The organism is Pseudoteredinibacter isoporae (genome assembly GCF_011602085.1).
GTDB classification, from domain to species: domain Bacteria; phylum Pseudomonadota; class Gammaproteobacteria; order Pseudomonadales; family Cellvibrionaceae; genus Pseudoteredinibacter; species Pseudoteredinibacter isoporae.
In genome coordinates, this window is the sequence record NZ_JAAONY010000003.1 from 311,361 (window position 1) to 326,174 (window position 14,814).

A 14,814-nucleotide genomic window follows, 5' to 3' on the forward strand; every position below is an offset into this window, starting at 1 on the left:
GCCTTGGCAACAGCTCTCGCCTAGGCCATAAAGTCTTCAAAACTGCCGCAACCCTGGCGTATCAACTCAGGCGTCTCGCCCGTTAAATCAATCACTGTGGTTGCTTCCATTCCACAGTAGCCACCATCCACCACCAGGTCCAGCTGATGCTCCAACGTTTCTCGAATGTCATATGGGTCGGTCAATGGATACTCGTCCCCAGGCATGATCAACGTTGAGGTCATCAGGGGCTCGCCAAGCGCCGCGATCAGCTCCAGGGCAATGTTGTTTTCCGGCACTCGCAAACCGATGGTTTTCCGTTTCGGATGCATGACCCGGCGCGGCACCTCATTGGTCGCCTCCAGCACGAAGGTGTAAGGCCCTGGCGTATGGGCTTTCAGCATACGAAACACGCTGTTGCTGACCTTCGCATAGGTGGCCAGCTCGGAAAGATCCCGGCACATCAAGGTGAAGTTGTGATGCTTGTCGAGCTGACGAATCTGACGAATCCGGTCAATCGCGTTTTTATCCCCCAAATGGCAGCCAATGGCATAGGCGGAATCGGTGGGAAAGGCCATCAAACCGCCGCGCTGCAAGATGTCCGCTGCTTGATTAACCAAGCGTCCCTGAGGGTTTTCGGGGTGAATCTGGAAAAACTGGGCCACAAGGCACTCCTACATTACATTCTTATCATGGGCCTTATCTCAGCTGGTTAGCCTCGCCCTGTTTCCACTGGCCTTAACAGCCTACTGCGCTCTAGATTAAGGCAGACTTAATGGCACCATTGCTGCCAAACAGGCTCTATGCCTTCTGGTAGATAACCGCAGCAGGCCAATTCCTGCCAGGGTTGATTCGGTTGGTGAAAATCACTGCCCAGGGAACCCAAAAACTCAAATTCCTCAGCCAGCAGCATAATATTTCGGGTGACATTGGCGTCCTGCTTGCCACTGAGCACCTCAATGGCCTCGCCTCCGGCCTCCTTAAAATCGGCGCAAAGCTCGCGCAGCTTGGTGCGGGTCAACTTGTATTTGTCGGGATGAGCCAGCACCGCCGTTCCGCCAGCAGCCTTGATCCAGGCCACAGCCTCGGCGACTTCTGGCCAAACGTTTTTCACGTCGCCCGGCTTACCTGCACCGAGATACTTCTTGAAGGCCTGATTAATGCTCTTCACATGCCCTCTTTCGAGCAGAAATTGCGCGAAATGCGGTCTTCCGATTGTGCCCTTACCCGCTTTGGCTTGCACCCAGGCCAAACTGCCCTCCACACCAGCCTTGTGCAGCCTTTGAGCGATGGTTTCGCTGCGCTGTTGGCGACGCTGCCTTTGGTCCTCGACCGCAGCCAGCAAGGCCGCATTTTCATCATCGACATTCAGGCCAACAATATGCACCCCACGCCCATTCCACTGACAGGAGAACTCTATGCCAGTAATCAGGTCTAAGCCGCAATCCCGAGCAGCAAGCCGAGCTTCATGAATACCCGAGAGGGTGTCATGGTCGGTAAGTGCGAGCACATTAACAGATTGAGCATGTGCTCTCGACACCAGCTCAGAAGGGCTTAAAATACCGTCCGAGTAGTCACTGTGGCAGTGCAGATCATAAATTTTGGTCATGGAAGCCCCAGACGACGGAAGACAGGCGATTGACGACTAATCCCGCAACCGCAAAAAACGTAAATATTGTAACGTGTTAGCCCTGATAAAACACGAGCACATGAAAATCGCTCAGTTTTTGCACACAAAAACTCAATCAGCCGCTAAGACCTGAACATAAGAATTCATCGTGAATACCAACGAACAGACAGATAAACATCAGACGGACGAGAACATCAGCGCCGAGGACATTCAGGCGGCTAATGACAACCGTGAAAAACCCAAAAAAGAAAGCCTGCTGGCTAACCTGTTATTAAATATTGTGGTTCCCACTCTGGTGCTGACCAAGCTCAGTGGCGATGAATATCTGGGCACCAAGCTTGCCATCATTGTCGCGCTCGCTTTCCCAATTTTATACGGTGCCAACGACCTGATTCGCAACGGCAAAATCAATTTCTTTTCCGCTTTGGGCATTGTCAGTGTTGCACTTACAGGCGGCATGAGCCTGATGGAATTGCCACCGGAATATATCGCCATTAAAGAAGCCGCCATTCCGGGTTTGATTGGATTAGCCGTGCTTGTTTCGATCAAAACCAAATATCCGCTAGTGCGTACGTTTTTGTACAACGATAAATTTTTACAGACTGACAAAGTTGAACAAGCTCTGGAAAAACGTGGCAAAGTCACAGACTTTAATAAAGCCATGCGCAATGCTTCCATTATGCTATCCGGTTCCTTCTTTTTATCCTCAGCATTGAATTATATTCTGGCAAAGATGCTGCTCGTCAGTGAGCCCGGCACAGAAGCGTTCAATGCCGAACTTGGCAAAATGACGGCCTTAAGCTTTCCCGTTATTGCTGTACCAGCCACCATCATTATGATGGGTACCCTGTTTTATGTTTTTCGTTCTATTACTCGATTGTCAGGCCTCAGCCTTGATGAAATCATGGTAGAACAGTAGCCACCGGAACCTTTATGTACTACGCGATTATTAGTGAAGATATTCCCAACAGTTTGGAAAAAAGACTCGCCGCACGCCCCGACCATCTCGCCCGCCTGGAGCAATTAAATGCAGCAGGTCGCTTATTGATTGCCGGCCCCCACCCCGCGATTGACGACGAGAATCCGGGCGAAGCGGGTTTCAGTGGCAGCCTGGTTGTTGCCGAGTTTGAAAATCTTTCCACTGCCCAGGCATGGGCGGATGAAGACCCTTATGTCGCCGCCGGCGTTTACGCCAAGGTTGTTGTAAAACCCTATAAAAAAGTATTGCCCTGATTTTTATTTTGAGCAATCAATACTACAGTGACAGAGTTATGAGCAAGACCACCAAAATCAGTATGTTTAAAGCCGGCCTGATTGGCAGCGCCCTGATGGCCAGCCTGTTGAGCGCCCCAAGCTTCGCCCAGCAAACCCGCTGGATTTCCGATGTGTTATATGTCCCCATGCGTAAGGGCCCAAGTAATCAACACACCATTTTGCATCGCGGTTTAAAATCCGGGACTCGACTGAGCATCATCGAGGCCCAGGAAAACTGGAGCCAGGTAAGACTGGCTGACGGCAGCACCGGCTGGATACCAAATCAATATCTGCTGGAAGAACCCATTGCCGCACTTAAACTTGAAGACGCCGCCCAAAAAGCACAGCGCAGCAGCAATCGTTACCAGGAAGCTGCCGACAAACTCAAGCAGTTGAGTGCGGAAAACGAAAGCCTGAAAAAACAACTCAGCAATTCCGAACAAGGCTCCAGCGCCCTGAGTAGCGAACTGAATCAGATCAAACAGATCTCTGCTAACGCCATCGATTTGAACAACAACTACCAGCAACTGGCCAAAGACCATCAACTGTTGCAAACCGAATTGGATGTTGCACGCGCTGAAAACGAACGCTTGAAAAAAGAAGATAGCCAGACCTGGTTTGTTTATGGCGCTGGCGCCGTATTACTGGGTGTCATCATCACACTGATTGTGCCGGCGATTCGCCCGCGTCGTCGCCGCTCTGAATGGGGGTAATTGTAATGAGCCAATCGAATATCTCACTTAAAGTGATTATGATCACTTTTCTCACCGCCTTATTGTTCAGCGCAAACAGCTGGAGTGAAAAAAGACCCCAGGTCAAAATTCAAACCACCATGGGCGATATTTATCTGGAGCTTTATCCTGAGAAATCCCCTATCGCGGTGGAAAACTTTTTAAAGTATGTGGATCGCCATTTTTATGATGGCCTGATTTTTCACCGCGTGCTGCCCCGCTTCATGATTCAAACCGGCGGTTTTGGTTTTGATTTTTCAAAGAAGGAAACCGACGAGCCCATCAAAAACGAATCAGCGAATGGTTTAAGCAACCGTTGCGGCACGGTTGCCATGGCTCGACTGGGTGACGACCCCGACTCAGGCTCGTCCCAATTTTACATTAACGTCAATAACAATAAGCACTTGGACATCGGCGATAACGAAGGTTACACCGTATTTGGCCGGGTGATTAAAGGCATTCGCATTGCCGAAGCAATCTCCGAGCTACGTCGCGGCAAACATTCGGGTCAGTTTGCGGACGCACCCAACCAGATGGTTCAAATCGTTAAAGTGAAGCGCGTAAAAGGCCAGAAAATTTATAACACCAAGTGTGCGGCAACACGCTAGCGCCATTGGCGAGCCCTTGAGGCTCGCCTTCCCAAGCTCTTACTTTTCCCGAGCGAAAACGACCAAAACTATTGCGCAGGGATAAACTGAGCCAACTGGCGAGATACCGCGACCAGATTATCGTCTTCATCCCACAGCTCACCATCTTCCTGCAACAGGGTTTTGCCCAGATACTTGCTGTGAAAACGCGCTTTCAGCCACTCGCTCTTGGGAATATTTTTGATGTGCACACTCATTTCAATGGTAGGCACCCAGCCCAGAGCACCGTGACTGACAAAAATTGATGGTGGACAGGTATCGCAGGCCATCATTAGCGATGTCGGACTCCATTCGCTGAGCGAAGGAATACGCATCCAGCCATAAATTTCCGAAACATCCGTGGTATCACCCTTGGTCCAACCTGCAGTAGCCGGATCAATTCGCATCTCAACCTGATCAAAAACGGTAAGCCCCGGCATTCCTGCACGGGTTCTGCAGTCCTCTTTGGGCGCCAGATTAAGAAGCTTTTCCTGGCTGTTTACCTCCTGTTCGTAATCCGCCATAAAGGTGCCGAAGGCTTGCAAAACAACACGATCTCCCTGTCGGGCCGTGGCCTGCAAACGATCGAACTGGCGACTTTGGGCAAAGCGCTGAACTTCAATTTCAAGCGGCGCATTCTCCTGGGTTTTCGCGCTGTAATTCACCGTCACCTGGACAGGCTTGGCAAGATTTGCGTAACGACTCATGGCCTCACCCAACAAAGCCATCAGATAACCGCCATTCGGGGCAGACATGATCGACCAATTGCTGGACACCTGGGCTCGATATAAACCTTCAGATAATGCTTCCAGCTGGGTATCCTGGGAAAATATGCTCATAATCACTCCACTTACATTTACCGGAAAAATAGCATGTTCCATTGGGGAACCCACTGACAAATTCGCTAAAAGCACTAAGCATTTTAGGACCACCCAGTACAAAAAAGATAAATGTCAGGCGAAAAAGGACAGAAACAAGAAAAGAATAGCAGACACAAAAAAGCCGGCATATGCCGGCTTTTTTACTAAATGCTGACGCGACTTAGTTAAGCTTCTCTTTAATACGAGCCGCTTTACCGGTCAGGCTGCGCAAGTAGTACAACTTGGCCTGACGAACGTCACCACGACGCTTAACTGTCACACTGTCTACCAGTGGAGAGTGCAGCTGGAAGGTACGCTCAACGCCTACGCCGTGAGAAATCTTGCGAACGGTGAACGCAGAGTTCAAACCACGGTTACGCTTACCGATTACAACACCTTCAAAGGCCTGCAAACGCTCACGGTTACCTTCTTTTACTTTAACTTGAACAACGATAGTGTCACCTGGAGAAAACTCAGGTACATCTTTCTTCATCTGTTCGTTATTCAATTCCTGAATAATTTTGTTGCTCATGATTGACTCCTCAAAAAGTCAGTCTGTATTTGTCGCTTCACAGCGAGATTAACTTGTTTCGAGGTCTGCCTTAAATTCGGCTAACAGCTTCTGCTGCTCCTCGTTCAACGATAATTTTTCCAGCAAATCCGGCCGTCGCTGCCAGGTTCTGCCCAATGATTGCTTGAGCCGCCATTGGCGAATTTTTTCGTGGTTACCCGACAGCAAAACCGCCGGAACCGATTCACCCTGGAACACTTCAGGTCTTGTATAGTGAGGACAATCCAGCAAACCATCACTGAAGGAGTCCTGCTCTGCCGACTGTTGATGCCCTAAAGCACCCGGCAATAAACGCGTTACAGCGTCGAGCATCACCATTGCGGCTAATTCGCCGCCGCTTAAGACATAATCGCCAATCGACCATTCAGCATCCACCTGGGCCTGAATCAATCGTTCGTCGACGCCTTCATAACGACCGGCCAACAACACCAAATTCCCGGACTCAGGTGCGGCAAAGTGCTTGGCAGCTGATTGATCAAAAACCTTGCCCTGGGGGGATAAATACACCACCATGGCCGACTTTCCATCGCTTTCAGCCCACTGCCGGGCCTCTTCAATGGCATCGCTGAGAGGCTGAATCATCATCAGCATTCCCGGACCGCCACCATAAGGCCTGTCATCGACAGTTTGATGCCTGTCGCTGGTATGGCTCCTCGGATTAAAACAACGTAAATCCAAAACGCCTTGCTCACAGGCCCGACCAGAAACACCATAACGGCTCACTGCGTCGAACATTTCCGGAAACAAAGTGACTACGGCAATGCGCATACCTGCCTCCTGAGCTTAACCACGACCGCTGTTAAAATTCCGGGTCCCAATCAACCCGAACTTCTCCAGCTTGCAAATCCACCGAGGTAACAAACTGACCAGGAACATAGGGCACCAAACGTTCTTTGTTGTCCAGACTTCCCAGCTCAGCCTTATCACCTTTGACAACCAGCACATCATTAGCACCGGTAGCCATTAGCTTCTGCACCTTTCCGAGCAATTGTGGCGAACCACCATGCTCACTAATAACCTTGAGCCCTACCAGCTGATGCCAATAGTACTCACCGTCTTCCAGCTCCGGCATTTGATCACGCTCAACGGCGATATCCACTTTGGTATAACCTTCTGCCAGGGTACGGTCATCAACGCCTTTAATGTGAGCGATAAGACCGTTGCCATGGGGTTTGGCTTGATCAATTTCTACCGGTTTTACCCCGTGGCGCGTTTTCAGCCACCAAGGGGAGTACTCAAGAATATTCTCACGAGGCTCTGTATCTGAATGGACCTTTACCCAGCCCTTGATACCAAAAACACCCGTAATGCGCCCAACAGTAACCAAATTTGACGACGAGCTACTCATGGGACTTACAGCAGGCCTTAGGCCGCTGCTGCTTCTTTCAACAGCTTACGAACGCGATCGGAAACCTGGGCGCCTTGGCCTACCCAGTACTCGATGCGCTCAGCGTCTACACGCAGACGCTCTTCCTGACCACGAGCAACAGGGTTGAAGAAACCAACGCGCTCAAGGTAACGACCGTCACGTGGGTTACGTGAGTCGGTTACGGTCAAGTGATAAAAAGGACGTTTTTTAGAGCCACCACGGGCCAATCGAATGCTTACCATGTAAGTCTTCCTACTATATTTACAATGTGCTGCCTCACGGCATGAACAAATAGTCTTCAACTTCCTTAGGCCTTATAGCCCGAAGAAGGCGCGGCATTATACTGGAAGAGCGAGCTTAAAGAAAGTCCGTGTTCAGAGGCTTTGAACGGAGACCCGGGAAGGAAACGACCGATCCAGCAATGGTGAAAACCCCCGCAGAGCACCAAGCTTCTGAAACAGGCGCTCAAATGCCTGCATACAAAGAAAAAAGGATGCCAATGGCACCCTTTTAAGACTGAGAGGTGGAACTAGCGACCAAAGCCAGGTGGCAAACCACCACCTGGGGGCATACCTCCCGGAGGCATTCCACCTGGCGGCATACCACCACCACCCATCATGCCGCCCAGGCCTCGCATCATCTTGGCCATACCGCCGCCTTTCATTTTCTTCATCATCTTAGCCATCTGCTTATGCTGCTTCAGCAAACGGTTCAGATCCTGCATTTGAGTGCCGGAGCCGGCGATAATGCGGCGCTTGCGAGAACCGTTCAACAGATCCGGGTTTCGGCGTTCGGCAGGCGTCATGGAGTTAATGATCGCCTCCATCTGGCCAAACTGCTTACCCATGGCATTTTCATCCACCATTTGGGAGATGTTGCCCATGCCCGGCAGCTTATCCAGCATGCCGCCCATACCCCCCATATTTTTCATTTGCTGAAACTGCTCTTTCAGATCCTCAAGATCAAACTTCTGACCTTTTTGAACCTTCTTAACCAGCTTCTCGGCTTTCGCCTTATCGATCTTCTGCTCAGCCTGCTCGATCAGGGACATCACGTCGCCCATACCGAGGATGCGACTGGCGATTCGATCCGGATGGAACGGCTCCAACGCGTCAACCTTCTCGCCGACACCGATAAACTTGATGGGTTTTCCGGTGACCTGACGTACAGACAGCGCCGCACCACCACGGGCATCACCATCGGCCTTGGTCAGAATCACACCGGTTAGCGGCAACGCCTCATTGAAGGCCTTGGCGGTATTCACCGCATCCTGACCAATCATGGCGTCGATCACAAACAGGGTTTCAACCGGATTGATCGCAGCGTGCAAGCCCTGAATTTCATCCATCAAAGTATCGTCGATGTGCAAACGGCCTGCGGTATCGACAATGACAACATCAATAAACTGCTTCTTGGCATGATCAATGGCCGCCTGAGCGATATCCACCGGCTTTTGCTCAGTCGTCGACGGGAAGAAATCAACCTCAACTTCACCGGCCAGAGTTTCCAGCTGCTGGATCGCCGCCGGGCGATAGATATCCGCACTGACCACCAGAACCTTTTTCTTCTCACGCTCGCGCAGAAAACGAGCCAGCTTGGCTACCGATGTGGTCTTACCCGCCCCCTGCAAGCCAGCCATCAACACCACTGCAGGTGGTTGAGCAGCCAAATTCAGGGACTCGTTCGCCGCTCCCATCACATCAATTAACTCGGTTTCAACAATCTTCAGAAACTGCTGACCCGGGTTCAGGGATTTGGCCACCTGGGAACCAATTGCCTTGGAGCGCACGCGATCCACAAAGGACTTAACCACAGGCAAAGCCACATCGGCTTCCAATAAAGCCTTACGCACTTCACGCAAAGTGCTTTTAATATTGTCATCGGTGAGACGTGCCTTGCCCGTAATGCTCTTGAGCGAATGGGAAAGACGATCACTTAAATTGTCGAACATGGTGCTGTTGCAACTCCAACATAAAGGCAGCTAATTCGCCTTTGGGTTAAACATTGACCGGGCGCCGCGATGGGCGAACGCAAAAGGCCAGCAGTATAGCAGAGCCCAAAGCCTTGAGTAAGCTCTGAAAATCAGTGATAAAACTTCTCATTAAGCCCTCCTTATGACACACTTAGCGGCTTAACTTATGCGTCCCCATATGCCAAAGCCAAGGAATCTGTGTTGATGCTCACCACTGCCAGTTTGATTCTCGCGATAGTCTGCTATCTGGCTATCTTTGGTTTTATTCTAGGGGAGATCAGGCATCAACAGACTGCAAAGCCGAACCACCTTCGCGCCCTGCTGATCCCCGCCCTCGTCTTCCATGGTGCGGGCCTGGTCTTTCAGTTTATGAGCGGCGGTGAAGTTTCGCTCAGCTTCTTCAAGGTACCGTCATTGTTGGTATGGCTTATCAATGTCGTCATCCTGATAAGCAGTTTACGCAAACCAACTTTGAATGTTCTGCTGCTGGTCAGCCCGATGAGTGTTATTGCCATCGCCTGCACCTTGATCTTTAACAGCAACGAACAAAGCCTGCAGTTAAATACCGGCACCAGCATTCATATTTTGCTGTCTTTGCTCGCCTATAGCCTGCTGACGATTGCGACCATGCAGGCCCTACTGCTGGCTTATCAGAATCACCAACTGCGCAACAAGCACATCAGTGGCATGGTACGCCTGCTCCCCCCACTGCAGACAATGGAAGCACTGCTGTTTGAGCTATTATGGGTTGGCTTCGCCTTACTCAGCATTTCGATTTTGACCGGCACCTTGTTTGTTGATATTGATCCCGAGCAGCCCATGGCTCACAAGATTTTCTTTTCAACCGCCTCCTGGCTGATCTATGCCACCCTATTGTTTGGACGACACTTTAAAGGCTGGCGTGGCAATACCGCCATTCGCTTTACGCTGGGGGGCTTTATCGCTCTTATGCTGGCCTATTTCGGCAGCAAACTGGTGCTTGAGCTTATTCTCTAACACACTCGACTCAAGCGGCCCACAGAGCAGGCATTTCACGCTTGATTCTAATCAGCGTCTGCTTCACTATTGCAGCTAATAATAGCGACCCAGGTTAATCCCTTCTTGAACGAGATACCCATAAGCCTGCTCTTGATAGCATTGGCTGTTTTAGTTCTGCTTTCCGCATTTTTTTCCAGCTCAGAAACCGGCATGATGGCGCTCAACCGCTATCGCCTGCGTCATCTCAGCAATAATGGTAACCGCAGTGCCAAACGTGTTTCCAAGCTTCTTCAACGCCCCGACCGCCTGATTGGCGTTATCCTGATTGGCAACAATCTGGTGAATATTGCAGCGGCGTCGATCACCACGATTATTGGTACCGCCCTCTATGGTGCAAAAGGTGCCATCTTCGGCAGCATCCTGCTGACACTGGTTATCCTGATCTTTTCAGAGGTAACGCCCAAAACCATCGCGGCACTCTACCCGGAAAAAATCGCCTTTCCAGCCAGCTTTATCCTGCGACCTCTGTTGTTCCTGTTGATTCCAGCCGTGTGGTTAGTGAATGGTGTATCCAATGGCCTTGCCCGGCTGATTGGGATCAACCCTCAGGATCATGGAAATAATGAACTTCTTCGTCCAGAAGAACTTCGCACGGCGGTGGATGAAGCCGGTGACCTGATCCCCGACCAACACCAGGGCATGCTGCTGAATATCCTCGATCTCGAAAAGGCAACCGTAGAGGACATTATGGTGCCCCGTAATGAAGTGATCGGTCTCGATATCGAAGAAGATGTACCAACCCTGATGGAACAAATTCGCAGCAGCGCCTATACCCGCTTGCCGGTTTACCAGGGCGACATCAATAATATTGTCGGCGTAATGCATCTGCGCAATGCTGCAAAATTTATCTACGGGGGTGATGAAACCATTACCCACGAAGCTATCAAACGCTTTGCCCGTGAACCCTATTTCGTGCCGGAATCCACACCACTTCATGTTCAGCTGTTAAATTTCCAGAAAGAAAAACGCCGCATTGCCATTGCTGTGGATGAATACGGTGATGTTCAAGGCATCGTCACTCTGGAAGATTTGCTGGAGGAAATTGTCGGCGACTTCACCACCAACCTGGCCGAAGAAGCTCAACAGGAAATCAGTCCGCTGAACGATGGCTGGTTTGCCATTGAAGGCGGCACCTCCATACGGGACATAAATAAACAGTTGGGCTGGGAATTACCCATTGATGGCCCCAAAACCTTGAACGGTTTGATTCTGGAACATATCGAATCCATTCCGGCCGGCCATATGGGATTCAGCCTGGGACGTTTTCAATTCGAGACATCGAAAATCAGTAACAATATGATCGAAGTGGCCAACGTGCGACGGAAATAAGAGAATTTACGCTTAAATCCGCCAACGAATATCCGGTCTACTGCTACAATTGCCTAGAGGCCCGCTGTATCTGCACAGCGAAACGGCTAAAAACAAAAATAAGGCTCACAGGGATGAGAACCTTGTACTCACAGGGCAGTTAACCGTCTCGGTCAGGGCATTATCTTTACAGAATCTTGTTATGGTTTTTGCATCCCGCTTTAGCAAGCTGATTGTTGGCTTGCTGCTCTGTACATTCAGTCTCGTGAGTCCAGGACGCGCGGCGGACATATTCGATTTAGGGGCCCCCTATTTCGAAACTGTGTTGCAGGGCAATTACGATCTGCCCACTATTACCGATCTTGGCCAGGGCAAAGACGGCTTGATCTGGATAGCAACCTACGAAGGCTTGTACCAGTTCGACGGGTATCAGGTTATCCCCGCTCCCTACTTCAACGAGAATGCCGAACAATTTCCCAACCATTGGGTTAGAAAGATATCTATTGGCCCGCAAGGCAAAATTTGGGTCGGCACAGCCGCGTCAGGCTTATACGTCTTAAACCCCGAAGACCGACGTTTTACGCAATACAGAATCAAGGCTGAGCAGCAGAGCAGCTATCCGTCCATCAATCGCATTATCCCCTTAAATGGGCAGGAAGCCTGGCTGGCCACCAGTCAGGGCCTATTCCGCTATCATTTGCAAAAGGGAATTTTAAAAGCGTACACCTCAAAAGAAGATGGGCTCAGTGCCAGAGTGATCAGCGCGCTGCTATTGGATAAGAACGGGCAACTCTGGTTTGGCAGTACGGCAGGTGTCGACCGTTTCAAAAAAGATGGAGAGACCATTGACGCCATGTTTCGGGATTTGAACGAATCGGATCTGAGCCAGCAAACCCTCACCAAAATTTTTCAAAGTCGCGATGGCACCCTGTGGTTTGGCACCTTCGGCAAAGGCGCCTATCGTCGAACGCTGTTCGGCAATATAGAAAAGCTCGATACGGACGATTGGGTAAAAGATATTATTCAACTGCCAAACGGCCAAATCTGGATCAGCACTGCACGCAGCGGCATTCAGATTTTTGATGAAGTCAGCGGCCAACTGATTGGCTCACACCGTCACAGTGAAAGCAGCGAAGCCAGTTTTGACAGTGATAATGCCGGTGCGTTTTTACTGGATCGATCTGGCCTGCTGTGGATTTCCACATTGGGCAAGGGCCTGAGCCGAATTAACATCGCCAATCATTTTTCTCGCAGCCTGGCACATTCACCCGGCGACCCACAAAGCCTGAGCCATAACGACATCTATGCCGTTTTTGAAGACAAAGATGGGTTTCTGTGGTTTTCCACCTACGGAAAAGGCATTGATATTTTCGACCCAGCGGTTGGCAAAGTCGATCGTATTCTGCCGGCACCGGGAAAAGAAAATCAACTCCAGGAAGGTACGGTAAAAGCCATCAGCCAGAGCCTCGATGGTAGCATCTGGCTGGGCGGATTGAACCGCGGCCTTTATCGAATTAAAGACCCCGGACAAGCCAACAAAACACTGGAACGTTTCACAACAGAAGACGGTTTGTTTTCCAACAAAATTTTTCGACTTCTCCCAGAAGAAAATGGTGATGTCTTGGTAATAACCCGACGGGGGATCAATCGTTTTCTGGAAAAAGAAAATCGTCTGGAAAGAATTCAGGAGAGTGAATTTTCAAAAACCGCGGCACTGTATTACAAAGTGCATATGGACAATGGTGATTTGTGGCTTGGTGGACCGGCTGCCCTGTTTTACCTGCCAAAAGGTGGCGACAGCTTACAAAGGGTCAGTCTCGATGAAACACTGACAGAACATTTAAAAAATAATCGCATCCTGGCTCTGCACCGACTCAATGATCGAGAGCTTATTCTTATCAGCCAATCGGCCTGGTTCAAGATGACTCTAAATCCTGACGATGTATCGATCAGCAGTGAAAACATTCCAGGCGATACTTTTAACAATGTTGAAGCTTATCCCGGACCCGACGGGCGCTATTGGGGAGCAAACTTTGTATTCGATTTTGAATCCGGAAAAACACAATTTTTAAGCCATGCGGACGGAGTTTATCACCGCATCCGCCGCCCAATGGCCTCCACCAAAACCCGAGACGGCAGTTACATTTTCGGCGGAGCCAATGGCGTCAGTATTCTTAAACCCGAACAATTTAATAGCTGGACCTATAAGCCACCACTGATCATTAACCGAATCGATATTGACGGTAAACCCTTGCCAAGCCCTGGCAGCTCCCTATCCCTCGCACCGAACAACCATGGCTTCTCGGTCAGTTTTTCAGCGCTGGATTATTCGGACCCCCATCGTATTCTCTATGCCTATCGTTTACTGGGTTATGATGACACATGGACCTACACCGACTCTTCTCGACGCATTGCCACCTATACCAACTTGAATCCCGGTGACTATGAACTGCAGGTACGAGCAAGCAACCGCCTGGGGGACTGGAGCCCTGAACAACTGAGTGTTCCTGTTAGCATTGCCCCCGCATGGTATGAAACCCTGGCGTTCCGCATCGCCGCCGTTGCCGCAGGTCTCGGACTGCTCTATCTGCTGTTTTACCTGAGATTGCGCCACCTTGAGCATCGCCGCCGGGTTCTGGAAAAAGTTGTCGATCAACGTACTCAGGAACTGAGCGAATCTCTGGACACATTGCAACGCACCCAGGCACAACTGGTGGCCAGTGAAAAACACGCATCTTTGGGTCGCCTGGTTCGAGGGATGGCCCATGAGTTAAACACTCCGCTTGGTGTCGTTACCATGGCCTCTTCGGTTATCAGCGATTGCAGCCAGCAGAGCCTGCACGCGATTCCAGACAGCGACGCTAAAACCAAAGAACAGCTTTCTCGCAAACTCAATGGTGCGGACGGCTTAATGCAGAAAAATCTGCATCGACTGAATCAGCTGATCAGTAACTTCAAGCTACTCGCCGGTGATGAACACGATGAAGACATCCGTGACATTGTTTTTCACGATTTGCTGGAGAAAGTTCTGCTGCAATTACAGGGGCAGTTTATCGAAGGGAAGGTCAAACTGTTTATTGACGGCCCACAAGAACTCCGCCTGCATTGCCGGGAGATTAGCCTTTTCCATGTGTTGAAAGAGCTTATTCAGAATGCTCTGGAGCACGCCTTCGATGGTGAACAAGAAGATGCGGCCATCCATATCAATTATGAAGTCGTCGAAGAAAAGCTGAAAATCAGCATTGGCGACAATGGCCAGGGCATTGTGCCTGAGCTTATTGAAAAAATATTTGATCCTTTTGTCGCCGCGAATGCCAACAATGTGGGGCTCGGCCTGCACGCCGCTTTCAACAACAGCAGTCAGCAGCTGAAAGGTGAAATCAGCTGCTACAATCTGGAACAGGGCTGCTGCTTTGAGTTACTGATACCCACGCAGGTTCAAAACCCTGCGGATGATAAGGCCTAAATCCAATCTA

The 14,814-nt window shown here is 50.3% G+C and carries 15 protein-coding genes; 7 read left to right on the forward strand and 8 right to left on the reverse strand.

Annotation, left to right across the window (positions count from 1 at the left end):
• Nucleotides 1-20: 20 nt before the first annotated feature.
• On the reverse strand, nt 21-644 hold the full coding sequence (locus tag G8768_RS17750; RefSeq protein ID WP_166848274.1) for an L-threonylcarbamoyladenylate synthase: 624 nt from the start codon (nt 642-644) through the stop codon (nt 21-23).
• A gap of 107 nt (nt 645-751) precedes the next feature.
• The gene (locus G8768_RS17755) at nt 752-1,588 is read right to left on the reverse strand and encodes a PHP domain-containing protein (protein ID WP_166848272.1); all 837 of its coding nucleotides are present in this window, start codon (nt 1,586-1,588) and stop codon (nt 752-754) included.
• A gap of 229 nt (nt 1,589-1,817) precedes the next feature.
• Here G8768_RS17755 and G8768_RS17760 point away from each other — a divergent pair, with 229 nt between their 5' ends.
• Genes G8768_RS17760 through G8768_RS17775 form a run of 4 tightly spaced genes read left to right on the forward strand, consistent with a single transcriptional unit; the run spans nt 1,818 to nt 4,202 of the window.
• Nucleotides 1,818-2,528, forward strand: coding sequence for a VC0807 family protein (locus tag G8768_RS17760; protein WP_166848343.1), 711 nt, complete (start codon nt 1,818-1,820; stop codon nt 2,526-2,528).
• Nucleotides 2,529-2,542: 14 nt separating this feature from the next.
• On the forward strand, nt 2,543-2,842 hold the full coding sequence (locus tag G8768_RS17765) for a YciI family protein (protein WP_166848270.1): 300 nt from the start codon (nt 2,543-2,545) through the stop codon (nt 2,840-2,842).
• Nucleotides 2,843-2,880: 38 nt separating this feature from the next.
• Entirely contained in the window at nt 2,881-3,576 is a 696-nt protein-coding gene (locus G8768_RS17770; RefSeq protein ID WP_166848268.1) for a TIGR04211 family SH3 domain-containing protein, read from the forward strand.
• A 5-nt stretch (nt 3,577-3,581) separates the two neighbouring features.
• Entirely contained in the window at nt 3,582-4,202 is a 621-nt protein-coding gene (locus G8768_RS17775) for a peptidylprolyl isomerase (RefSeq protein ID WP_243749600.1), read from the forward strand.
• A gap of 68 nt (nt 4,203-4,270) precedes the next feature.
• Here G8768_RS17775 and G8768_RS17780 read toward each other — a convergent pair whose 3' ends face one another.
• From G8768_RS17780 to ffh, 6 genes are all read right to left on the reverse strand, one after another.
• Nucleotides 4,271-5,059: a thioesterase family protein gene (locus G8768_RS17780; protein WP_166848266.1), complete on the reverse strand. Its 789-nt coding sequence runs from the start codon at nt 5,057-5,059 to the stop codon at nt 4,271-4,273.
• A 202-nt stretch (nt 5,060-5,261) separates the two neighbouring features.
• Complete coding sequence (gene rplS / locus G8768_RS17785) at nt 5,262-5,612, reverse strand: 50S ribosomal protein L19 (protein ID WP_166848264.1); 351 nt, start codon at nt 5,610-5,612, stop codon at nt 5,262-5,264.
• A 48-nt stretch (nt 5,613-5,660) separates the two neighbouring features.
• A complete protein-coding gene (gene trmD / locus G8768_RS17790) occupies nt 5,661-6,419 on the reverse strand; it encodes a tRNA (guanosine(37)-N1)-methyltransferase TrmD (protein ID WP_166848262.1) in 759 nt (252 codons plus the stop codon).
• Between the two features lie 31 nt (nt 6,420-6,450).
• The gene (gene rimM, locus G8768_RS17795; protein ID WP_166848260.1) at nt 6,451-6,999 is read right to left on the reverse strand and encodes a ribosome maturation factor RimM; all 549 of its coding nucleotides are present in this window, start codon (nt 6,997-6,999) and stop codon (nt 6,451-6,453) included.
• A 17-nt stretch (nt 7,000-7,016) separates the two neighbouring features.
• Nucleotides 7,017-7,262, reverse strand: coding sequence for a 30S ribosomal protein S16 (rpsP, locus tag G8768_RS17800; RefSeq protein ID WP_166848258.1), 246 nt, complete (start codon nt 7,260-7,262; stop codon nt 7,017-7,019).
• A gap of 287 nt (nt 7,263-7,549) precedes the next feature.
• Complete coding sequence (gene ffh / locus G8768_RS17805) at nt 7,550-8,971, reverse strand: signal recognition particle protein (RefSeq protein ID WP_166848256.1); 1,422 nt, start codon at nt 8,969-8,971, stop codon at nt 7,550-7,552.
• A 225-nt stretch (nt 8,972-9,196) separates the two neighbouring features.
• Between ffh and G8768_RS17810 the strand changes: the two genes are divergently transcribed.
• The 3 genes from G8768_RS17810 to G8768_RS17820 all read left to right on the forward strand — a co-directional run bounded on the left by G8768_RS17810 (nt 9,197) and on the right by G8768_RS17820 (nt 14,804).
• Complete coding sequence (locus tag G8768_RS17810) at nt 9,197-9,988, forward strand: cytochrome C assembly family protein (protein ID WP_166848254.1); 792 nt, start codon at nt 9,197-9,199, stop codon at nt 9,986-9,988.
• Nucleotides 9,989-10,093: 105 nt separating this feature from the next.
• Complete coding sequence (locus tag G8768_RS17815) at nt 10,094-11,359, forward strand: HlyC/CorC family transporter (protein ID WP_166848251.1); 1,266 nt, start codon at nt 10,094-10,096, stop codon at nt 11,357-11,359.
• A 181-nt stretch (nt 11,360-11,540) separates the two neighbouring features.
• Nucleotides 11,541-14,804, forward strand: coding sequence for a sensor histidine kinase (locus tag G8768_RS17820; protein WP_166848249.1), 3,264 nt, complete (start codon nt 11,541-11,543; stop codon nt 14,802-14,804).
• Nucleotides 14,805-14,814: the final 10 nt, after the last annotated feature.

Coding starts and splice junctions, on each gene's coding strand:
- G8768_RS17810 (WP_166848254.1), top strand. CDS start 9,197: ATGCTCACCACTGCCAGTTTGATTCTCGCGATAGTCTGCTATCTGGCT.
- ffh (WP_166848256.1), bottom strand. CDS start 8,971: ATGTTCGACAATTTAAGTGATCGTCTTTCCCATTCGCTCAAGAGCATT.
- G8768_RS17780 (WP_166848266.1), bottom strand. CDS start 5,059: ATGAGCATATTTTCCCAGGATACCCAGCTGGAAGCATTATCTGAAGGT.
- G8768_RS17820 (WP_166848249.1), top strand. CDS start 11,541: ATGGTTTTTGCATCCCGCTTTAGCAAGCTGATTGTTGGCTTGCTGCTC.
- G8768_RS17765 (WP_166848270.1), top strand. CDS start 2,543: ATGTACTACGCGATTATTAGTGAAGATATTCCCAACAGTTTGGAAAAA.
- rpsP (WP_166848258.1), bottom strand. CDS start 7,262: ATGGTAAGCATTCGATTGGCCCGTGGTGGCTCTAAAAAACGTCCTTTT.
- trmD (WP_166848262.1), bottom strand. CDS start 6,419: ATGCGCATTGCCGTAGTCACTTTGTTTCCGGAAATGTTCGACGCAGTG.
- rplS (WP_166848264.1), bottom strand. CDS start 5,612: ATGAGCAACAAAATTATTCAGGAATTGAATAACGAACAGATGAAGAAA.
- G8768_RS17775 (WP_243749600.1), top strand. CDS start 3,582: ATGAGCCAATCGAATATCTCACTTAAAGTGATTATGATCACTTTTCTC.
- rimM (WP_166848260.1), bottom strand. CDS start 6,999: ATGAGTAGCTCGTCGTCAAATTTGGTTACTGTTGGGCGCATTACGGGT.
- G8768_RS17770 (WP_166848268.1), top strand. CDS start 2,881: ATGAGCAAGACCACCAAAATCAGTATGTTTAAAGCCGGCCTGATTGGC.
- G8768_RS17755 (WP_166848272.1), bottom strand. CDS start 1,588: ATGACCAAAATTTATGATCTGCACTGCCACAGTGACTACTCGGACGGT.